General features: G+C 35.4%; 26 protein-coding genes. 12 read left to right on the top strand and 14 right to left on the bottom strand.

The window, feature by feature from the left end; genetic code table 11:
* Nucleotides 1-48 precede the first annotated feature (48 nt).
* From FVQ77_06735 to FVQ77_06700, 8 genes are all read right to left on the bottom strand, one after another.
* On the bottom strand, nt 49-279 hold the full coding sequence (locus FVQ77_06735) for a DUF2442 domain-containing protein (protein MBW8050024.1): 231 nt from the start codon (nt 277-279) through the stop codon (nt 49-51).
* On the bottom strand, nt 276-437 hold the full coding sequence (locus FVQ77_06730; GenBank protein MBW8050023.1) for a DUF4160 domain-containing protein: 162 nt from the start codon (nt 435-437) through the stop codon (nt 276-278). Before FVQ77_06730 ends, FVQ77_06735 begins: the two co-directional genes overlap by 4 nt.
* Nucleotides 438-652: 215 nt before the next feature.
* Nucleotides 653-1,030 (bottom strand): hypothetical protein, encoded by a 378-nt coding sequence (locus tag FVQ77_06725; GenBank protein MBW8050022.1) that lies wholly within the window; start codon nt 1,028-1,030, stop codon nt 653-655.
* Entirely contained in the window at nt 1,027-1,335 is a 309-nt protein-coding gene (locus FVQ77_06720; protein ID MBW8050021.1) for a hypothetical protein, read from the bottom strand. Before FVQ77_06720 ends, FVQ77_06725 begins: the two co-directional genes overlap by 4 nt.
* A gap of 618 nt (nt 1,336-1,953) precedes the next feature.
* A complete protein-coding gene (locus tag FVQ77_06715) occupies nt 1,954-2,154 on the bottom strand; it encodes a hypothetical protein (protein MBW8050020.1) in 201 nt (66 codons plus the stop codon).
* 27 nt (nt 2,155-2,181) lie between these two features.
* Nucleotides 2,182-2,376 (bottom strand): LytTR family transcriptional regulator, encoded by a 195-nt coding sequence (locus FVQ77_06710; GenBank protein MBW8050019.1) that lies wholly within the window; start codon nt 2,374-2,376, stop codon nt 2,182-2,184.
* A gap of 73 nt (nt 2,377-2,449) precedes the next feature.
* The gene (locus FVQ77_06705) at nt 2,450-2,746 is read right to left on the bottom strand and encodes a hypothetical protein (protein ID MBW8050018.1); all 297 of its coding nucleotides are present in this window, start codon (nt 2,744-2,746) and stop codon (nt 2,450-2,452) included.
* 85 nt (nt 2,747-2,831) lie between these two features.
* Nucleotides 2,832-3,104, bottom strand: coding sequence for a hypothetical protein (locus FVQ77_06700; GenBank protein ID MBW8050017.1), 273 nt, complete (start codon nt 3,102-3,104; stop codon nt 2,832-2,834).
* Nucleotides 3,105-3,926: 822 nt separating this feature from the next.
* On the opposite strand from FVQ77_06700, the gene FVQ77_06695 reads away from it, so the two are divergent.
* Both FVQ77_06695 and FVQ77_06690 read left to right on the top strand, forming a co-directional pair.
* Complete coding sequence (locus tag FVQ77_06695; protein MBW8050016.1) at nt 3,927-5,621, top strand: transcription termination factor Rho; 1,695 nt, start codon at nt 3,927-3,929, stop codon at nt 5,619-5,621.
* A 95-nt stretch (nt 5,622-5,716) separates the two neighbouring features.
* On the top strand, nt 5,717-6,292 hold the full coding sequence (locus FVQ77_06690) for a hypothetical protein (GenBank protein ID MBW8050015.1): 576 nt from the start codon (nt 5,717-5,719) through the stop codon (nt 6,290-6,292).
* Between the two features lie 255 nt (nt 6,293-6,547).
* Here FVQ77_06690 and pbpC read toward each other — a convergent pair whose 3' ends face one another.
* Nucleotides 6,548-8,842 carry a penicillin-binding protein 1C gene (pbpC, locus tag FVQ77_06685; protein ID MBW8050014.1) on the bottom strand — a complete coding sequence of 765 codons (2,295 nt, stop codon included), beginning with the start codon at nt 8,840-8,842 and terminating at the stop codon, nt 6,548-6,550.
* A 158-nt stretch (nt 8,843-9,000) separates the two neighbouring features.
* Between pbpC and tgt the strand changes: the two genes are divergently transcribed.
* Nucleotides 9,001-10,134: a tRNA guanosine(34) transglycosylase Tgt gene (tgt, locus tag FVQ77_06680; protein MBW8050013.1), complete on the top strand. Its 1,134-nt coding sequence runs from the start codon at nt 9,001-9,003 to the stop codon at nt 10,132-10,134.
* A 41-nt stretch (nt 10,135-10,175) separates the two neighbouring features.
* On the opposite strand, the gene FVQ77_06675 is transcribed toward tgt, so the two are convergent.
* Both FVQ77_06675 and FVQ77_06670 read right to left on the bottom strand, forming a co-directional pair.
* Nucleotides 10,176-10,709, bottom strand: coding sequence for an RNA methyltransferase (locus tag FVQ77_06675; protein ID MBW8050012.1), 534 nt, complete (start codon nt 10,707-10,709; stop codon nt 10,176-10,178).
* 162 nt (nt 10,710-10,871) lie between these two features.
* Nucleotides 10,872-11,420, bottom strand: a complete 549-nt coding sequence (locus FVQ77_06670; protein ID MBW8050011.1) for a T9SS type A sorting domain-containing protein — start codon at nt 11,418-11,420, stop codon at nt 10,872-10,874.
* On the opposite strand from FVQ77_06670, the gene FVQ77_06665 reads away from it, so the two are divergent.
* From FVQ77_06665 to FVQ77_06655, 3 genes are read left to right on the top strand one after another with little or no spacing between them, the layout of a single operon-like run.
* Nucleotides 11,353-11,592 (top strand): hypothetical protein, encoded by a 240-nt coding sequence (locus FVQ77_06665; protein ID MBW8050010.1) that lies wholly within the window; start codon nt 11,353-11,355, stop codon nt 11,590-11,592. The genes FVQ77_06670 and FVQ77_06665 overlap by 68 nt on opposite strands.
* Nucleotides 11,586-11,894, top strand: coding sequence for a type II toxin-antitoxin system RelE/ParE family toxin (locus FVQ77_06660; GenBank protein MBW8050009.1), 309 nt, complete (start codon nt 11,586-11,588; stop codon nt 11,892-11,894). Before FVQ77_06665 ends, FVQ77_06660 begins: the two co-directional genes overlap by 7 nt.
* Nucleotides 11,895-11,904: 10 nt before the next feature.
* On the top strand, nt 11,905-12,102 hold the full coding sequence (locus FVQ77_06655; protein MBW8050008.1) for a DUF1640 domain-containing protein: 198 nt from the start codon (nt 11,905-11,907) through the stop codon (nt 12,100-12,102).
* Between the two features lie 125 nt (nt 12,103-12,227).
* Here FVQ77_06655 and FVQ77_06650 read toward each other — a convergent pair whose 3' ends face one another.
* The 3 genes from FVQ77_06650 to hemB all read right to left on the bottom strand — a co-directional run bounded on the left by FVQ77_06650 (nt 12,228) and on the right by hemB (nt 15,244).
* On the bottom strand, nt 12,228-13,523 hold the full coding sequence (locus tag FVQ77_06650) for a M24 family metallopeptidase (protein ID MBW8050007.1): 1,296 nt from the start codon (nt 13,521-13,523) through the stop codon (nt 12,228-12,230).
* A 188-nt stretch (nt 13,524-13,711) separates the two neighbouring features.
* Entirely contained in the window at nt 13,712-14,272 is a 561-nt protein-coding gene (locus FVQ77_06645) for a thioredoxin family protein (GenBank protein MBW8050006.1), read from the bottom strand.
* 3 nt (nt 14,273-14,275) lie between these two features.
* Nucleotides 14,276-15,244, bottom strand: coding sequence for a porphobilinogen synthase (hemB, locus tag FVQ77_06640; protein MBW8050005.1), 969 nt, complete (start codon nt 15,242-15,244; stop codon nt 14,276-14,278).
* A 242-nt stretch (nt 15,245-15,486) separates the two neighbouring features.
* Here hemB and FVQ77_06635 point away from each other — a divergent pair, with 242 nt between their 5' ends.
* The 6 genes from FVQ77_06635 to FVQ77_06610 form a co-directional block, all read left to right on the top strand.
* Nucleotides 15,487-17,700, top strand: coding sequence for a bifunctional (p)ppGpp synthetase/guanosine-3',5'-bis(diphosphate) 3'-pyrophosphohydrolase (locus FVQ77_06635; protein MBW8050004.1), 2,214 nt, complete (start codon nt 15,487-15,489; stop codon nt 17,698-17,700).
* Nucleotides 17,701-17,916: 216 nt separating this feature from the next.
* A complete protein-coding gene (locus tag FVQ77_06630) occupies nt 17,917-18,192 on the top strand; it encodes a GxxExxY protein (protein ID MBW8050003.1) in 276 nt (91 codons plus the stop codon).
* 94 nt (nt 18,193-18,286) lie between these two features.
* Entirely contained in the window at nt 18,287-18,754 is a 468-nt protein-coding gene (locus tag FVQ77_06625; protein ID MBW8050002.1) for a transcriptional repressor, read from the top strand.
* A 37-nt stretch (nt 18,755-18,791) separates the two neighbouring features.
* The gene (locus FVQ77_06620) at nt 18,792-19,172 is read left to right on the top strand and encodes a four helix bundle protein (protein ID MBW8050001.1); all 381 of its coding nucleotides are present in this window, start codon (nt 18,792-18,794) and stop codon (nt 19,170-19,172) included.
* Between the two features lie 83 nt (nt 19,173-19,255).
* Entirely contained in the window at nt 19,256-19,597 is a 342-nt protein-coding gene (locus FVQ77_06615; protein ID MBW8050000.1) for an STAS domain-containing protein, read from the top strand.
* A 164-nt stretch (nt 19,598-19,761) separates the two neighbouring features.
* Nucleotides 19,762-20,997, top strand: a 1,236-nt coding sequence (locus FVQ77_06610) for an adenylosuccinate synthase (protein MBW8049999.1), incomplete at its 3' end; no start/stop codon positions are given.

Genomic DNA, 20,997 nt, shown 5'->3' with positions numbered 1-20,997 from the left:
TATGTCATACTTTAATATTTATTCTAAGAAGTAAATATAATAAATTTTCTAATTATAATAAAGAGTTTGAGATGAAATTTCCATTTCACCATTATTCCATGAAAGAAAGCCAGTGTCAATTTCTACTTTTTTAAATTTATTAATATTCTTGTATTTAGAAATCATTGGATTTTGAGATTTATTAAAAAAATTCTCAAAATCAACTACATTTACTTTTCCATCATTAAACTTAATTTCAAGCTTGTAACCTGACAAATATTTAACTTTTGTTACTTTCATATAACATTTTTATATTTGATAGTTACAATTTTTCCACTCTTAATAATCAATTCAACTTTAAGTTGATATTCACCATAAAAAGCATGAATATGAACTGGTTCATGCTCTTCTGAAAAGAATCGAACTACAATTCCTAAATATTCATATAATTTTGGCATTTCCAGAGAAACGTCAGCAACGCCCCGCACATAATTTATGTGCGGGGCAACGCAACTTTTTTGTTATGTTTTTTTCTTTTTTACACTATATTTTTCTTGTTTACTCCCACTCCAAATTATTAAGTTTTATTTATATGCTATTGTACAGCTTTGATTTGGTGTGGAGGTTTAGTTCAATGTGAATATAATTATTTTTTTTAGTAACAAAAAAACCTTTATTTACCACGCGATTTTTTTTGTGTTTCAATTAATACATCGAATAATTCGGGCTCTACACTTTCAATTAATTTATTATTAGGCAAATGTTTATGATGTGGAAATGTAGTGATTTCTTTATGATGATCCGCATTGTCATATCGAAAAATCAAAGTATTGTCTTTATCTACATAATGATAACTGTATTTATCTTTTGTCCTTAACTCAACATCTTTCACTTCAATAAAATAAAACCGACTATCATTGATAAAATGAATTTCTCCTTTTATAAATCCCTGCTTTTCATTATAGGCTTTTTTGGTTATTGAATAAAATTTTATTTTAACTTTGAAAAATAAAATTGTGTTTTCTATTTTGTCAAAATATACTTCAATCATTCAAATTTTTTTAATTCTTTCTCATTTCTTAATTGCATTTCGTAAATGCCTGACCAGATCAAAAAATCTTCTTCATCACCCAATTCACCGTTAATAAATTTGTTATAAAAATCTTCAGTAGAGAGATTGTATTTTTCTTCAAATTGTTGTAAATCAATTTTAATATTGACAATTCCATTTTTTAATTCATTGATTTTGTGTTTGATAATACCTTGAAAAAAAATTTCCTTATCTGAATGTTGAGCTAACATTAGCCTTATTTTTTCTTCTGTTTCGGGTTGTAATTTTATATTTAATTTTAACATTATTAATCCCTAATTTTTTTTCTATATATTTTTCTTGTTTCCCCCTACACCAAATTATTAAGTTTTATTTATATGCTATTGTACAGCTTTGATTTGGTGTGGGGGTTTAGTTCAGTACAAATATAACTATTTTTAATAACTTCACGAAATTATATAAAAAAGAAATAAGAACCAAACGAAATAATTTATAGGTTCACATTATTTTTTTATATATTTTCTTGTAGTTATTGTTAGAGAAACGTCAGCAACGCAACTTTTTTGTTATGTTTTAGTTTGTTAAGTCATGGTTTATATGTATTTGTTTCAAAAAAAATCATTTTGTTTTTTTCATATCCCATAGTTTTTAAGGAAACTTCTTGTATATTTTTCTGCGGTGTAAAAACCGGACAAGCCAAATTTTTTTGTCCCGTATAACAGCGCCAACCCGATACTCTTTCTTTTTCGTTGAAACTTTTATTCTGTAATGACGTGAATACCCTTTCAGCAATTTAAGCCCAGTGATATGTGAAATGTCTTTTGCACGTATTATCTGCAAAATTTTCGACTCAAGGGTTTTCTTAAGCGCTTTATCCCGAATGGTTATATCCCTGTTAAAGCTCGGTTTAATTATTATTTCCATTACTTGCGCAGCTTGTCAAGAACTTTTTCGACTGGAATTTCTCCTTCCTCTTTCATCCCTTCGTCAATTAATTTTGCAAGCCAGCGGTCTTCCAGTTCTTCCTCATCAATGAACCGGGCTTTCATTTTCATTTTTCTGGCAAACTTTAACAGGAAGCTGGAATCTTCATCATTTGCAGATTGTATTACGATTGTTTTCATCTGTATAAAGAATTATATTTGTTATTCTCACAAAGATAAGCAATGCCCTTCAATAATAATATCGGTATCCAATAAAATCATTTCCTTTCTGACAATATAAGAACGATGAACCCGTATGAATTCTTCGGCAGGAAGTTTATTTTCAAGGGCTTTCATCGTCATGTGAACAGTGTATTTATCCTTAGTTGTGTTGATGATTATATAGTTTTCTGCTTTAAGAATTACAGCTCAACGCTATATTTTTGTTGTTTAATTCAGTGATTAATTATGAAATAGTATTTTATCATGTTCAAAATCAAATATTATTTGCATAAATTTTCGGTAAATAATGTTCAATTATTTTACCTTGTAGTCTGACATTTTTGAGTACATCTACTGATGGATATCCAATTCTAATAAAATGAAAAATTGCTTTGGGATTATTTCTTGCTATTCGGCCCTTTTTGGAAGCATCAACAATCGTTTTACCTAAAAAATATTCGCCATTGGCAGAATCTAAAGCTGCAATATATCCTTTATTATCTGAATCTTTGGAAGAAACCAGTTTGTTTATCACTGATTTGGCTTTTGCAGAAAGTCTTATACTAGACATAATCCTATTATTATTTTATTACAGAATTAATACAAAATAAGTGTATAATTAAATGAAAATAGAATTTTTTCTTATTTGTTATACTTTAATATTTTTTTTCAGAGACAAATATAATAATTTTTACATTATAATATTGCTCCTGCACTTTCAATAAATTTGATTGGGATTTCATAATTAGATTTTCCGGTTTTTTGTGCAGCTTTTTTTTAACTTTTAAGGGATCATTCCCAAAAGCTACCACGTGCTTGTTTACAATCGCAATCCATTGATTTTCATATTTATGATAAAATTCATCACCTTCTCCATCATAATGGAGATCCTCAATATATTGCTGTGAATCTGGTTTTATATTTAACATTTTATGCATATTTTTATTTCGTTAAGTCATACATTAATATTTATTTTCAGATACGAATATAACTATTTTTAATAACTACACGAAATTATATAAAAAAGGAATAAGAACCAAACGAAATAATTTATAGGTTCACATTATTTTTTTATATTGCAGGACAAAATTTGTATAAATCATTCCTCACTGAAGGACAGTCAAAAACCAATCTTGACTTTAGGGCATCTCTAAAAACTACATATTTTTTAAAACACACCCCTTGCCCCTCTTGATAGAGGGGAATGTATGGTGTAGTTTTTAGAGATGCCCTAAAGGTTTATATTTTTATAAAGTCTATATTAATGGTAAATTATTTGCAACTGATAAACTTATTATTGAATGAGCTATTAATTTTTTTTTAAAATTAATAGGGAATTAATTGCAAATTAAAATATAAAGCCATATCATTGCATTTTTAAACTTCATTTGAGCTGATAATTATATATATCATATCTCTGTAACAAGTAATTCACGCCCCGGTTTAAGGGAATATCACTTTATAAATCATTTATTTAATATTTGAGGTCCGCGCAGTATGTAATTGATAATTTCCAATAAAATATACTGTTTTTTTCAAAGTCAAGCTTCAATCCAGAATATTCGGTAGGAATTTTGTAATTGGGATTTGTTTGGGATTTTGACCCCGCCTTTGGCGGGGTCAGGTGTTTGCCTGCCCTGTCTGCTACCAGGCAGGCGTAAGAAGGATTTTGAAGTCTTATAAGATACAATTAATATATACTGCGAGAAGTATGTCGCGTTACACAAAAACACCCAACTAAAAATTATTATATGTACACGATTGAACAACTTAATGTCAAGCTTGAATCGGAGCTTTTTGACATAGCCAAAAAAATAGGCGTAGAAAAGTATAAGAAGCTTTCAAAAAATGATCTGGTTTTTAAAATATTGGATCAACAAGCAATTTCTCCCCAGCCCGAAGTGGCAGGTGGGCAACTCAACGAAAACATGGAAACGAAGAAAAAAACCGATTCCGACCCTGTCCCCAATAGCATCGAGGCAGGCGGGACAGGCCAATCAAGCCTTGATGGAAAGCAGGAAGGTATAAGCGGATCAGAGAAAATGCCTTCCCAGAAAGAATCTGACCAGGTTGATATTCAACCTGACAAAAGTGATGATTCACCATCAGGCTCTTTTGAAATAGGGGTAGATAAGAGTATTATTTCTTTCGATACATCCCCAGATAGCGTGGACAAAGCTGGTCAGGACACGAAGGCCGGTGAATCTGAGGATATAGCTGAAACTAAAGATATTACAAAAGCCCGTCCTGAGCATAGCGAAGAAACTAAGGAAGAAAAAGAAAATAAATCTGTCAGCAAAAAATCCGGCTATGCAAATAACATCAGGAATTTTGACGGTATGGTTGAAAATGATGGGGTATTGGAGATCATGCAGGATGGCTATGGTTTTCTGAGATCTGCTGACTACAACTACCTCGCAAGTCCTGATGATATTTATGTTTCACCCTCTCAAATAAAGCTTTTTGGATTAAGGACCGGAGATACCGTAAGAGGTAAGATCAGACCACCAAAAGAGGGCGAAAAATATTTTGCGCTGCTAAGGGTTGAATACATAAATGGAAAGACTGTTGATGATATCCGTGATCGTATTCCTTTTGAACACCTGACACCATTGTTCCCGGATGAACGGTTAAATCTCTCTACTTCTCCATCACTTTACACAACAAGAATTGTAGATATGTTCTCACCTATTGGTAAAGGGCAAAGAGGCATGATCGTGTCACAGCCCAGAACCGGTAAAACGGTTTTACTAAAAGATATCGCCAATGCAATTGCTACAAATCATCCTGAAGTGTACTTAATAGTATTGCTAATTGATGAGCGCCCGGAGGAAGTTACTGATATGGCACGGAGTGTTAAAGCTGAAGTAATTGCTTCTACATTTGATGAACACGCTGAAAAACATGTGAAAATTGCCGATATTGTGCTGGAGAAAGCAAAAAGAATGGTAGAATGTGGGCATGATGTTGTTATACTGCTTGATTCTATTACCAGGCTTGCCAGAGCGCATAATACGGTGACGCCTTCTTCCGGAAAGATCTTGTCAGGTGGCGTTGATGCCAATGCTTTGCACAAGCCCAAGAAGTTTTTTGGCGCTGCAAGAAATGTCGAAAACGGTGGATCGCTAACAATTGTATCAACTGCATTGATAGAAACAGGTTCCAAAATGGATGAAGTGATCTTTGAGGAATTCAAAGGTACCGGTAATATGGAATTACAATTGGACCGAAAGCTGGCAAACAAACGTATATTCCCTGCAATTGACGTTCCGGCTTCAGGTACAAGGCGGGAAGAATTATTGATAGATAAGGAAGAGCTTTCCCGTATCTGGATCTTACGGAAACTCATGTCTGACATGAACTCAAATGAAGCGATTGAATTTTTGCTCGGAAAAATGAAAGGGACTAAAGGAAATGAGGAGTTTTTGGTTTCTATGAGTGGGTAGAAACAGTGCTCATTTGTAATCTATGTAATCTTTTAAAATCTGCCTGCCCTGTTAAAGCTCTTTTATTTAATGGGGTGTATTGTGTTTTTTTAGTTATGAGCGATTATACTCCTACGGTTGAAGACAATTTGCTCGGAATTTTTGATAAAGCAAAACTCAATGAAGAAGAAGCTAAAGGCATTATCCGGGCAGAACAATATATCCTTGATTTAGATGCAGATATTAAGACGTCAGTTTCAATTATACTAAAAGTTCATCAAACAGCTTTTAGTCATTTATATGATTGGGCAGGAAAGTTAAGAATAATAAATATAGTTGTAGGACAGCATCAACCTCCTCATTATTCCAAAGTACCGAATCTAATGTACCAATATACAGATGAATTAAATTATAGGATTAGCAGGATTAGAGGGCAGGAAGATTTGATAAAATGTTTAGCTTATACCCATCACAGGATGGTTTTTATTCACCCATTCAACAATGGCAATGGACGGACAGCAAGACTAATCACCGATTTAATTGCAAAACAACAGGGCTATCAGAATATTAAACTTTATCACAGAGAAGGAGAAAAAAGAGAGGAATATTTACAGGCTATTAGAAAAGCAGACCAGTATGATTATTCTTTGCTCGAAAAAAAGATTAGAGAGCAGATTATCCCGCTTGAATAGTTTTTTCTTTAATAACCATATTGTATAATTGTAATAACTTATTTTTCGTAATACCTTGTCCTTCCAATTTCATAGTGGCATAAACAGAATCAATAATCATTTTTTTAACAAATGATTGGTTTCTTAATTGCTTATATTTTTCTCTAATTGTCATTACGATACAGGTTATAAAATGTAACAAATTTACGCAAATATAATGCAATTAGTTTCAAATAAATACAAAAGAATATTTAAAATTGAATAATAATTATTGAATTATTGCCTAAAAACCCTTATCCAAATATCCGAATTCCTGCCTTTATCATCACTACATGATATTTTTATTGCCCCGCTTTCAGGAATAAAGAAAACTTTATCGCCTGCATGAGCAGCTTTATAATACTTATCATTAATATACCAATACACTTTATTTACTTCATTGTCTGCCTGGCATGTGAGCATTAGCTCGGTTTGGTTATCTACAATATATTCTTTTCCATCTATGGGTGAAGTTATGGCAGGCGCGTGCTGTTTAAATACCCGTGTACAATTTATATTATGTTCAGGGATCTTTGAATAAGCAATATTTTCTGCTTCGTACCAGGTTATTAATTCAGGCGGCAGGTTTGGGTATAATTTTTTCTTGTATCCATATTCAGGCAAACAACTGGTACAATATGAAAATGTCTCTTTAGCGGAAACCCAGACCTGCTTTAAATGCTCACATTTTTTGTTGGACGAGATCGTAGGAATAAAATAATCAACTATCTGGTTTTTGCAAAAAGTATTGGGTACAAAACCACTTTCTTCACACACTAACCTGAACTTGATCTCTTGAGGAGGTAAGAACCAGTCAGCTTGCGAATTATATTCTATAGTATTGAATATCTCAAATAAGAGCGGAGTAGCGATCCGGGCGCCTGTCAGTTCATAAGACCCCTCTCCTGAAAAATTGCCCACCCATACTCCAATGGTATAATTCTTATTGAATCCGATGCTCCAGGCATCCCGTCTGCCATATGAAGTACCCGTTTTCCAGGCAATCTTAGGTACATGGTAACTGCTCTGGTAATTGTTGGGCAGATCGGGTCTCGTGAGCTTGGTAAGTATTTCTGTGATCATATATGTGGAGGCACTGGAAATTAGTTGACTTTTTTTGTTTTGTAGTGATCGGGCTTTCACCCATTTCAATTCACAATATTTTCCATCATTTGCCATTGCTGCATAGAGTGTTGCTAACTTTTCTAATGTTACCCCGCATCCACCCAGTATTACTGACAGCCCTAATTTGTTCTCATCTCTGCTTATCTGCGTGAAGCCTGCTTTATTAAAAATATCTATAAATGCAGGAACTCCGACCTCATCCAGCAACTTTACAGCTGGCACGTTTAATGAATAGGCAAGAGCTTGTTCAATCGTAACCTTTCCATGAAATTTTTTATCGAAATTTTCAGGACTGTATCCGCCAAAATTAACGGGCACATCTGTGATCGTATTTTTTGGGGTGACGATGCCTTTGTCAATCGCTAAGGCATATACGAAAGGTTTGAGCGTGCTGCCTGGAGAGCGTACTGCTTTTATTCCGTCCACCTGCCCTGCATTTTCTGTATCGGAAAAATCAGCATTTCCTAAATAGGCTATTACAACAGGACGAGCCCCGACAGAATCGGGATTTCGCTGTCGCTCAACATGCCCGTCCACTACAGATTTGTTTTTAATAACAATAACGGCTGCATTATGAATATTAAAATGTTTTAATCGCTGAATATAATTATAGGTTATCAACTCAACCTTATTTTGAATATTTCCATCAAGATGAGTCTTGATGATTGCTTTGCCCGGGTATTTCGATTTTAGCCGGTAAGAAAAATGCGGAGCAAATTTAGGGGCTTGATGTCTTTGTGCTTTCAGGGGTTCGTTGAGTGCATCTTCAATCATATTTTCAGGAAAAATATGATCTGCTTTAAATTTCTTAAGCCACCGGTTCCGTTCTTTTTCGATAAGATCGTTATTTTGCCCTGGTGTCAATGAATTAGGCCGGTTGGGTATGATCGTTAGGGTAACGATCTGTGCCAGGCTCAAATGATCGGGGTTGCGCTGAAAGTAGAGCAGTGATGCAGATTTTACAGCTTCTATGTTGCCGCCATAAGGAACCAGATTCAGGTAAAGCTGAAGTATTTCATCTTTGCTGTAATAAAATTCAAGCTGTATGGCCCGAAACGTCTCTATTGACTTGTTGACGTAGGTTCTTTCTTTTGGTTCAAGCAGCCTTGCCACTTGCATGGTAATGGTAGAGGCGCCAGAAGTCTTTTTGTTTTGAAGGGTATTATTATAGAGCGCCCGTATTATGGAGACAGGATTGATCCCGAAATGGTAATAGAAATATTTATCTTCTTTGTAAATTATTGCTTTTTTAAGCTCCGGAATAATTTCATTCAGCTCTGTTTTCATACGCCACTTCTCATCGCTGGTTAAAAAAGCGTGTAGAACCTTACCTTTTGAAGAAGTGATGATCTGGGAGTATTCAATGTTGACTTTAAGCGGGAAAAGCTGGTTGAGGAGAAAAAAAATGATCAGGATCCCAACTGTGGTAAGAATCGGGATCCTTATGATATTGCTTTTGAATATATTAGGAATCACAAAATCAATTTTGAGTTTGGGTTTTTTCCCGTTATTACAATGGAAATACTTCAAAATTATGGAAATTAATTATTTTATTTGCCAAGTAAATGAAATTCAACCTAATATCAAAAGATAAAAACTCCAAAGCCAGAGCAGGCGAGATGATCACCGATCACGGCAGGGTCATAACACCTGCCTTTATGCCTGTTGGAACATCAGGATCTGTAAAAGCTGTGCATCAAAGAGAGCTTGAGCATGACATCAAGGCAGAGATAATCCTTTCCAATACCTATCACTTATATTTAAAGCCAGGTATTGATATAATAAAAAAGGCTGGGGGGATCCATAAGTTCATCGGCTGGAATAAACCGGTTTTAACCGATAGCGGTGGATACCAGGTCTATTCGCTGTCAAAGATCAGGAAGATCAATGAAGAGGGTGTGACATTTCAATCTCATATTGACGGATCGAAACATACATTTACGCCAGAAAATGTAGTGGATATTCAGAGAAGTATCGGGGCAGATATTATCATGGCATTTGATGAATGTACCCCCTTCCCTTGTGATCATGTTTACGCAAAGAGATCAATGGAAATGACCCATCGCTGGTTGAAACGATGCTGTGAAAGAGTTGAAGATACCCCATGTCCATTTAATTATAGTCAGACGCTGCTGCCAATTGTACAAGGAAGCGTGTATAAAGACTTGCGGAAGATCTCTGCCAAAACGATAGCCTCTTTCAATTGTGAGGGCAATGCCATAGGCGGTTTGTCTGTGGGTGAGCCCTCTGAAACAATGTATGAAATGACAGAAGTGGTATGTAATATCCTGCCTGAAGATAAGCCAAGATACCTGATGGGTGTGGGAAAGCCAGAAAACATCCTGGAATGTATTGCGCTGGGCGTAGATATGTTTGATTGTGTGATCCCTACCCGCAATGCACGAAACGGCTGGCTGTATACCTCTGAAGGTATTATTAACATCAGAAATAAAAAATGGAAAAATAATTTTCAGCCTGTTGATGAAGCTTTAGACGATAGCTATGTAAGCCAATCTTACTCTAAAGCTTATCTGAGGCATTTAATTGATAGTAATGAAATTCTTGGCGCCCAGATCGCAAGCATCCACAATTTGTCATTTTACACGTGGCTGGTCAATGAAGCGAGGCAGAGAATAATCAGTGGTGATTTTTATGAATGGAAGAATGAAATGGTAAAGAAATTAAACAGAAGGTTATAAAGTTGGAAAGTTAGAAGGTTGAAAAGTTTTGATTAAATTACTTAGTTATGTTCTATTTTAGAAATATAATCCCACAACACAATCCCTATACTCACTGCGATATTGATAGAATGCTTGGTACCAAATTGGGGGATTTCCAGGCACAGATCAGCGTTATTGACCACCTCATCACTTATACCGAACACTTCATTGCCAAATACAAAACAATATTTTTTGTTTCGTTGAGGCTGAAAATTCTGTAACTGCTGGCTTTCGTCAGTTTGCTCCAATGCAATAATAGTATAACCCTCTTTTTTTAATTTTTTTATGATATCAATGGTGTTTTTAACATATTCCCATTCAACAGATTCGGCAGCGCCCAGAGCCGTTTTATTGATCTCCCTGTGAGGGGGCTTGCCGGTAATGCCGCACAAATATATTTTCTCTGCCAAAAATGCATCGGATGATCTGAACGCAGAACCAACATTATTCAGGCTCCTGACATTATCTAAAACAATTACAACAGGATTTTTTTTTGTATCTTTGTACTGTTCTACGGATAGCCGTTTTAGTTCATGGGTCTTGAGTTTTCGCATAGCTTGAAAGAATAAAAAGAAACCACTAATTACACGAATTACACTAATTTTTTTGTTTTAATTCAATAAATTAGTGTAATTCGTGGTTAACAATGAAAATAAATAAAGACTATTTGTGATTGCTTAATTTTTCTTTCAAACCCGTAATTAGTATACCTGTAACTATTCAACTACTATCTTTTTATTTATTACTCCTTCATTGCTGATAATTCTCAAAGTATAAATGCCTTTTGGATAGGCGCTCATATCAATTTTCGTTTGATAAGCTCCTTTTATTTTATCAAGTTTTTCTACGTATATTACCTGGCCAATTGTGTTTAGCAATTTAATTTCTGTTCCCAAACCCACGAGGTTTTCAAAACCTCGTAGGTTTTTGATCTCTATAATAAATTCACCTGTATTGGGATTGGGATATATCTTTAAACCTGTAAGGTTTTGTAAACCTTGCAGGTTTGGAATGTCAGAGTAGAATATGTTGGATTTACGGAACGCAGGGCGTATGGAACGTGGCGCTCTTGGCGTTTCTACTCTCAGGCCTTTTTTCGCCTTGCTCCCTGTTAATAACGAGTGAATATCATAACCAACGCCTGCTAAATGAAACAATAACTGTAAAAAAAACGTTATATTTGTAAAAAAAGAAATTATGAATATACAGACAGAAAAATTATCTATAATAGAGCGCTTCAAGCAAATTAATGACGCCTCATTAATTCAAGCCATCAAAAGTCTATTGGATTATGGGTTAAATAACCAACAAAGCAACCAGGAAGGCAGCATAAGTATAGAACAGTATAATAAGGAGTTGGATGAAGCAGAAGCAGAAATGGATGCTGGAAAATCTATTTCTCATGAGGATGTAAAACGACATATGAAAGAATGGTAAGAAACAATCTAGTTAAAATAAACTGGGCACCCAGTGCTGAAAATAGTTTGCAAAAAGCATATGAATACATCAGTGAACGATCACGAGCTAATGCAGAAAAAGTAAAAACTGCAATCTCAGACATGATTGATAAATTACCTGAAAACCCAGAAAGACATAGTCTGGACAAGTATAAAAAAAACAATCCTGGAAATTACAGATCCTTTGAAAAATATAACTACCGTGTAACCTATAAATATACTGAGAAAGAAATACGAATAATAAGGATCAGGCATACCAAACAAGAACCGTTAGAATATTAAATGTTAAAAAATGATTGCAGCAGGTTTTACTCAACAGCAGGCAGAGACACAAGCTGAAGCGCTGGCTGAAATTATTGATGAACAGGTTGTTTCAAGACAATACCTTGACATACGATTACGTGAGTTGGAAATGCGTCTCACCCTTCGGCTTGGCGGGATGATGGTCGCTGGTATTGCAATAGTTGCTGCATTAGTTCAGTTGCTTTAAATGGCAGAAACGCACGGCAGCATCCGAGATTTATCTAAGAAGACTGCCGGTGAGAGGGTTTATTGCAAGCAATTGATGGAATATTGAAAAAGTAGGCAGTTGGCAATATTGTCAACTGTCAATTGTCAACTTTTCTCATTCATCAACCCCTCAATCTCCTCCGCCTCAATAGGTATATGCTCCATCAGGTCAACAGGGCCGTTTTTTGTGATAAGAAAATCATTTTCAAGCCTGATGCCTAGCTTTTCATCTTTGATATAGATACCCGGTTCACAGGTAAATACCATTCCTTCTTCAAAAGGCCTGTATTTACTGCCAACATCATGTACATCAAGGCCCAGGAGATGGGAGGTGCCGTGCATGAAGTATTTTTTATAGAGTGGTTTTTTTTTGTCCTGTTTTTTAACATCTTTAGCATCAAGTAAACCCAAACCAATGAGCTCTTTTTCCATTATTTTACCAACTTCTTTGTGATAGTCTTCAAGGTTATTGCCAACTGTCAGCATTTTTTTTGCTTCTTTCAAACCTTTAAGCACAGCGTTATAGACCTGTTTCTGTCTTTTTGAATATTTGCCATTTACAGGAACGCACCTTGTAAGGTCAGAACAATAGCCTGCAAATTCTGCCCCGATATCCATCAATATGACCTCTCCGTCTTTGCATTGCTGGTCATTATCAACATAATGTAAGGCACAGGCATTGGCGCCCGAAGCAATTATTGGTTGATAAGCAGGCCCTCTTGACCTGTTTCTAAGAAATTCATGATATAGTTCAGCCTCAATTTCATATTCATATACGCCAGGTTTTACAAATTTTAATATTCTCAGGAACGCTTTTTCTGTGATGCTGCATGCTTGTTTTATCAGCTCAATCTCTTTTTTTGATTTAATTGCCCTGACCCGGTGCATGACCGGGGCGCTTCTTTCATATTGGTGCAGGGGGTATTTTTCTTTACACCATTTAATGAATCGTGCATCCCGTGTTTCTACGATCACCACTGCCCGGACATGTTCGTTGGTATTCAGATATATCCTTTCACATTCACTCATCAGGGCAACAAATGTATTGTGGAATTCTGATAGCCAAAGCACATTTTCAATGCCTGAAATTTTAGCAGCTTCTTTTTTGGTTAACTTTTGCCCTTCCCATATAGCAATTTTTTCGCTGGTTTCTTTTAAAAATAATAATTCATGGCGATCCTTATCTTTTGCATCAGGAAAGACCAACAGGATACTTTCTTCCTGCTCTATTCCCGAAAGATAAAACAAGTCGTTGTTTTGTCTGAAAGGCAAGATACCATCGGCATTGGTTGGCATGATATCGTTGGCATTGAAAACCGCTAATGAATTTGGCTTCAGTTGTTTAATGAACTTTTTCCTGTTTTCAATAAAAAGTTTTTTGTCTATGGGTGTATATCTCATAAATTAAATGGAAAATTAAAAATTCAATTATAGTCATAGTTATTGTCACTACCTTACTATTCATCGGATGACCCCTCACCTTGTATCCTCCAGTCATCCGATGAATAGGCTGCAATTCATTGATGACCCTAAAAAACAAACTATCCAGTCCCGGGTACTCTGGATGATTTCCACTCACTTGTCTATTGTCAGTTTTTCTTAATTACACACCCGGTAGCTCTTTTTTCTTTAAGTGCTGGTTGACTCCCATTAATAATTGCTTCTATTGCATTTTTGAGATAATGGTTGTTGACATCATTTTCTACCTGGGGATTGTCATCAATAGCTCCTTTGTAGCCCAGGTAAAAGTTTCCGTTTTTGTTACGCAGCACAAAAGCTTCGGGAGTTTTGGCAGCGCCAAATTGATTACAAACTTTTTGCTGTTTGTCCGAAAGATAAGGAAATGGGTAAGATTTTTTTTTCATCTCTTCTACAGAATCGTTGCTGCCTGAATTTGAGTTTATTATTAGGAATTGTACGTTGCTACTCTCAAACTGTTTTGCTAAAGTGATGATCCTGTTTTCATATAATTTGGAATAAGGACAATAATTACTGGTAAAGATAACAACAACTACTTCAGCATTGCTAAAATCATATAAAGAAACCCGTGCATTGTTAAAAGCATTGGTGAGGGTGAAATTTTCAATCTTTTCGTTCTGAAAGTTTGAAAAAGATAACACCAAAAGGAAGATTGTCGCAAAAGTTTTCATAGTTTATAAATTTATAATTTTAGCAAATTCCTTAGCAAAATAAGACAGTATGATCTTTGCTCCTGCCCTTTTAATGCTTAGCAGTGATTCAAGTATAGCTTTTTCTCCATCTATCCAGCCTTTTTGTGCAGCGGCTTTTATCATTGAGTATTCACCGCTTACCTGATACGCAGCAATGGGTATATCAAAATTTTCATTGAGCAATTTTATAACATCAAGATATGGTAATGCCGGCTTTACCATTAAAATATCAGCGCCTTCTTCATAGTCAAGTTGGGCTTCTACCATGGCCTCCCTGATATTGGCAGGGTCCATTTGATATGTTTTCTTATCACCCTGCTTAGGAGCAGATCCTAAAGCATCTCTAAATGGCCCATAAAAGGCGCTGGCATATTTGGCAGTGTACGACATAATAGAAACATTTGTAAACCCTTCACGGTCAAGCTCTTTTCTTAAATAACCCACTCTTCCATCCATCATATCAGACGGACCGATAATATCAGCACCGGCACGGGCTTGCGCCAATGCCATTCGGGAAAGTATTTCAAGCGTTTCATCGTTCAGTATTTCTCCGTTTTTTACGATCCCGTCATGCCCGTCAGCGCTATAAGGGTCCATAGCAACGTCAGTGACGATGCAAATGTCAGGGAAATCAGCTCTTATTTTTTTAATCGCTTTAATGTAAAGCCCCTCTTCATTATAACTTTCAGAAGCAAGCTTATCTTTCAGCTTTTCATCTATACAGGGAAATATTACAAAAGCTTTTATGCCCAAATTTATACAACTATCTATTTCATCCGGAAGTTTATCGGTAGAATACCGGTAGATACCAGGCATTGAATTTACCTCAATGGCACAATTGCTACCTTCAATTACAAACAATGGAAAAATAAGGTTTGCAGAAAGGGAAGTTTCTTTAACCAACGATCTGATAACTTCAGATTTCCGGTTTCTTCGTGGTCTTCTGAGCACTTTTATACTATTTTATGATACTAATAAAAAAATGCTAATATACGAATGAATACTAATGATACTAATGGCCAGCGCTGAAACCTCGAAGAGATTAATGCAAATACTAGTTAAGAGTTTAAATTTGACCTAAAAATCTGAAAATTTATTCTTTAATCAATAATATTTTCTTAGTTTTTAATTTTTTTATTATTTTTAAGAATTAATTCGTAGCAGGCTTTGCAAAACTCAATCGTAAATTAAAAATGCTCAATATTGATACCGAGCTTGAGAAAAAAGAGATATTAAGGCGATACAGGACGCTGCTTCGGCACGCCAAACCAATCCTGAAAGCTGATGATGTCAAGATCATCAAAAAAGCCTTTTACACTTCTATGGAGGCGCATAAAGAAATGCGCAGAAAGTCGGGCGAACCTTATATTTTCCATCCTTTGGCAACTGCAGAAATCGTTGTTAAAGAGATTGGATTGGGCACTACTTCGATAGTTTCAGCGCTCTTACATGACGTTGTTGAAGACACTGACCTGGAAATAGAAGACATTGAAAGAATGTTTGGAAAGAAAGTCGCGCGCATCATAGACGGGCTGACAAAAATTTCAGGTGTCTTTGAATACGGCACTTCGCAGCAAGCAGAGAATTTCAGAAAAATGCTGCTCACTCTTTCTGATGACGTACGGGTGATCTTGGTAAAAATTGCTGACCGGCTGCATAATATGCGTACCTTAGTTAGTATGCCCCGGAATAAACAATTAAAAATAGCCTCTGAAACGATATATATCTATGCACCTCTTGCGCACCGGCTTGGCCTTTATTCAATCAAGTCAGAATTGGAAGATCTGCATCTTAAGCATACTCAACCCGACATCTATAAACAAATTGATGAAAAGATCAGGAAATCAAAAGATGTAAGGGATAGATTTATCAGGTATTTTACTGCACCGATTCAAACAGAAATAAAAAAAGCGAATTTAGATGTCAGAATTAAAGGAAGACCCAAATCAATATATTCCATCTTCAGTAAGATGAGCAGGCAAAATATTACTTTTGAAGAAGTATTTGATAAGTTTGCCATCAGAATAATTATAAATAATATTGATCATGAATATGAAAAAGCTGCTTGCTGGCAGGTTTATTCTATAGTATCAGATTTTTATAAACCAAATCCTGACAGATTGAGAGACTGGATCAGTACTTCAAGAGCAAACGGTTATGAATCATTACACACTACTGTGATGAGTAAAACAGGACAATGGGTTGAAGTTCAGATACGTACCTCAAGGATGGACGATATTGCTGAAAAAGGATATGCGGCTCACTGGAAATACAAAGCTGCTGGTAATCTTACAAATGAATCTGGTTTAGACCAGTGGCTAAACAAGGTCAGAGAAACGCTGGAGCACACTGATTCAAGTGCTCTTGACTTCCTCAACGACTTTAGAACCAACCTGTTTAATGAGGAAGTCTTTATTTTCACACCACAGGGAGAATTACGAATTTTACCTCAGGGAGCCACTACACTTGATTTTGCTTTTGACATACATACTCAAATAGGGACACATTGCCTTGGGGCCAAAGTAAACCAGAAATTAGTTCCGCTAAGCTATGCTCTCAAAAATGGAGACCAGGTCGAAATTCTTACATCAAAAAAACAAAGACCTAATGAGGACTGGCTGCAATTTGTTACCACTTCAAAAGCACGAACTAAAATTAAGGCTGATCTGAAAAAAGATAAGAAAGATATAGCCTCGCTGGGTAAAGAGATCGTCAAACGTAAATTAAAGCAAGTTGGCAAGCAACTCAATGATCAAATAACCAACCTGCTATCAGAACATTTTAATCTGGAAAATTCAGTAGACTTTTTTTATAGAGTAGCCAAAGGTACTATTGACCCGAAGACGATCAAGAAAGTAGTGGAATTTAAGGGCAAGCAAGCAGGAAAAAGATCTAAGCAGCTCATGGATGGGAAATCTTTTGAGCAGCAGATAAAAAAGACCCGTGGAGTCTCATCTGACATGCTGATGATAGGCGATTCGCTTGAAAAAATTGACTATACCCTTTCCAAATGCTGTAATCCAATTCGTGGCGATGATGTTTTTGGCTTTATTACCGTTAGTGAAGGAATCAAAATACATCGTGCTTCATGCCCGAATGCAATCAAACTAATGAGCAATTTTGGCTATAGAATTGTAAAAGCAAAATGGACATCCCAACAGGAATTGGCTTTTCTGGCAGGATTAAAAATTAAAGGTACTGATAGAGTTGGCTTAATAAAAGATGTAACAGATGTCATTTCAAATGAATTAAAGGTTAATATGCGTTCAATTACGGTTGATAGTGATGACGGCATATTTGATGGCACGATCATGCTATTTGTATACGACACAAAACACCTGGACAAACTGATCAAAAAATTGAAAAAAGTTAATTCTGTTTTTGATGTGACTCGTTTTGATAATTAATACTAATAATTATAATGCTAATATACTAATTTATACTAATGATACTAATGCCCATCGCTGAGGCCTTGAAGAGATTAATGCAAATACTTGTAAATGCTAATATCTAATAAAAAAGAGAAGTTAATATATCCTGAGTTGTCTTATAAAATAGTAGGAATATTGTACTAAGTTCATAATCAGCTTGGTAGGTTTGCAAGAGAGAAACAATATTGTGATTTGATCGAAAAATTATTGATTGAATTAAAAATTCCATATATCAGAGAACATGTTTTTAATGATTCAGGTAACAGGGTTGATTTTCTAATTGAGGATAAAATAATACTCGAAATAAAAGCTCAAAGAATGATTACAAAAGATGACTATCATCAGATCCAGCGCTATCTTCAATCATTAGATAAAAAGCTTGGTTTGATGGTGAATTTCCATACTCATTACCTGGCACCTAAACGAATCGTTCGCATTGAAACTGACATTAGGAAAAAGTTTTTATGATACTACGTAGAAAAGAAATGTATACTAAGAAGCAGAATAAAAATATTCGTATCATTAGTATAAATTAGTATATTAGCATTTTATTATTCGTATAATGGTATTAAATAATGACACATATAATAAAGTAAAAGAAATTTTTACTCAATCTTTAGAAAAAAAAAGGCAGAGAAAAACTCGTGAGAGATACGCTATACTGGAAGAGATATATTCCAGAGATGACCATTTTGATATTGACTCGCTATATATCAGTATGAAAAATAAAAATTACCAGGTCAGCAGGGCTACCGTGTATAACACTTTAGATCTACTGGTAGCGTGTGACCTGGTGACAAAACACCAATTCATAAATATGGCCCAGTATGAAAAGTCTTATGGTTACAAGCAGCATGACCACCTGATATGCACTGAATGCCAAAAGGTTGTTGAATTTTGTGATCCCAGAATACAAAACATCCGTTCAATGATTGGTGAGCTGCTAAACTTTAAAGTAATTGATCATTCTTTAAATTTATATGGGGTATGTATGGATGAGAAGTGTGGGAATAAGAAATGCCTAAAATGAAAAATGCCTAAAATGCCTAAAATTTAAAATATCTAAAATGATGAAAGAATATAAATACGACATAAAAGAATTTGCGAAAAAACTTGAAAAAAGAACTCAAAAGTTTGCTGTACAAATTATCCGCTTATCTGTACGATTGCCCAATACTCCTGAAGGAAAAATTGTAAGAAATCAACTTACAAAAGCAGGAACAAGTATAGGTGCAAATTATCGTGAGGTAAATCGAACCAGAAGCAATGCAGATTTCTGGAATAAAATAAAAATCTGTGAAACTGAAGCAAGTGAAACTCAATATTGGTTAGAAATTATCATTGATTTAAAATGGCTAAGCCGTGAAGAAATTAAAGAAGAATATAAAGAGTCCAGTGAATTACTTACTATTTTTACTACAATTGCTAATAATAGCAGAAATAAATAATTAAGGAAGTTAATACTAATAGTGAACTAAAATTTAAGGTATTTTAAGTATTTTAGGCATTTTAAATTTAGGCACTTTTTATTATGGAACACAAAATTAATGTTAAAGACAATATTCTTTTCGTCACTTTATCCGGTGATCTGCTGGGTGAAAATATCGGTATAGATCTGATGGATATTATTAATGATAAGATCAGTGAATCTATCCTGCTTTGTGCTATTGACTTATCCGGGGTCCGGTATATGAATAGCAGCGGGATTGGCGTATTAATTACAATACTGACAAAATTCAGGAACAAAGGAGGTGAGGTTGTGCTGATCAACCCCTCTGAGCAGATCAAAAAATTATTGATCATCACAAAACTTAATGCAATTTTTAATATAATCAATAACAAAGAGGAGGCCGCTAAAATCCTGAAGAAATAATATAGGAGATTGGTTCATGATTGCATGGATGCCACACCTTCGGGTGGTCAGCCGTTAGGGTGGCATGCAGTCAACCTGCCCGCCAACCGCAATACATTAGCAAGGCAGGCGGGTAAAACAGTTAGGTATAAACAAACGGATACTCATTTTAAATTAAATAAATAATGCCAGTAGATGTAATATTAGGGTTACAATGGGGTGACGAAGGTAAAGGAAAGGTCGTAGATCTTCTTGCACCCAGGTATGATATTGTTGCAAGGTTCCAGGGTGGGCCCAATGCAGGGCATACTTTAACCCATGGCGCTACCAAACATGTGCTGCATCAAATACCTTCCGGCATATTTCATCCTGATGTCAAAAATTTGATCGGAAATGGCGTTGTAATTGACCCTATAATATTAAAAGAAGAAATAGAGGCCCTGGATAAGTTAAATGTTGATGTTCATAAAAATCTATTTATTTCCCAAAAAACCCAGATCATTTTACCTACACACAGATTACTTGATGTTACTGATGAAAAAGCAAAAGGAAAACAAAAGATCGGTTCAACACTAAAAGGCATCAGTCCTGCTTACCAGGATAAAACAGGCCGGTCAGGCATCAGGGTTGGAGATATTTTGAAAAGCGATTTTAAAGCTAAATATAATGAGCTTGTTTCAAAACACAAACGAACACTCAAGGTATATGCACTGAAGGATTTTAAAAATGACCTGGAAAAATCAGAGCATGATTTTTTCAATTCAATCCAACAATTAAAAAAACTCAATATCGTTGAGAGCGAATATTTTATCAACGATGCTCTATCTGAAGGGTTATCTGTTTTAGCCGAAGGTGCACAAGGATCAATGCTTGATATTGATTTCGGCTCCTATCCTTATGTAACTTCGTCAAATACGATAGTTGCTGCTGCATGTACGGGCCTGGGTATCGCGCCTCAAAAGATCAAAAAAGTTTTTGGAATTTTTAAAGCTTACTGCACCCGCGTTGGCAGCGGCCCTTTCCCAACAGAATTATTCAACAGTGATGGCGAGCGCATTAGAGAGTGTGGCAAGGAGTTTGGCGCTACCACAGGAAGGCCAAGAAGGTGCGGATGGCTCGATATTCCCTCGCTAAAATATGCCATCATGATCAATGGCGTTACCGAACTATTGATGATGAAAGCAGACGTGCTGGGTGGATTTGAAACTGTAAAAGTTTGCACACAGTACAATTTAAAAGATGGTACGGTAATTGACACTGTTCCGTTTGACTTGTTAAATGAAATTAAAAGCCCGGTTTACAAAAGTTTCAGTGGATGGTCATTGAACGTGAAGGGTAAAACATTGAGTGAATTAAAAGAATATGATGATCTGCCAACTCAAATAAAGAAATATATTTTATTTTTAGAAGAATATTTAAAA

It is taken from the genome of Cytophagales bacterium (genome assembly GCA_019456305.1).
Lineage (GTDB): Bacteria > Bacteroidota > Bacteroidia > Cytophagales > VRUD01 > VRUD01.
The sequence above is the reverse complement of the archived record's forward strand: the minus strand, read 5'-3'. Positions and strand labels throughout refer to the sequence as shown.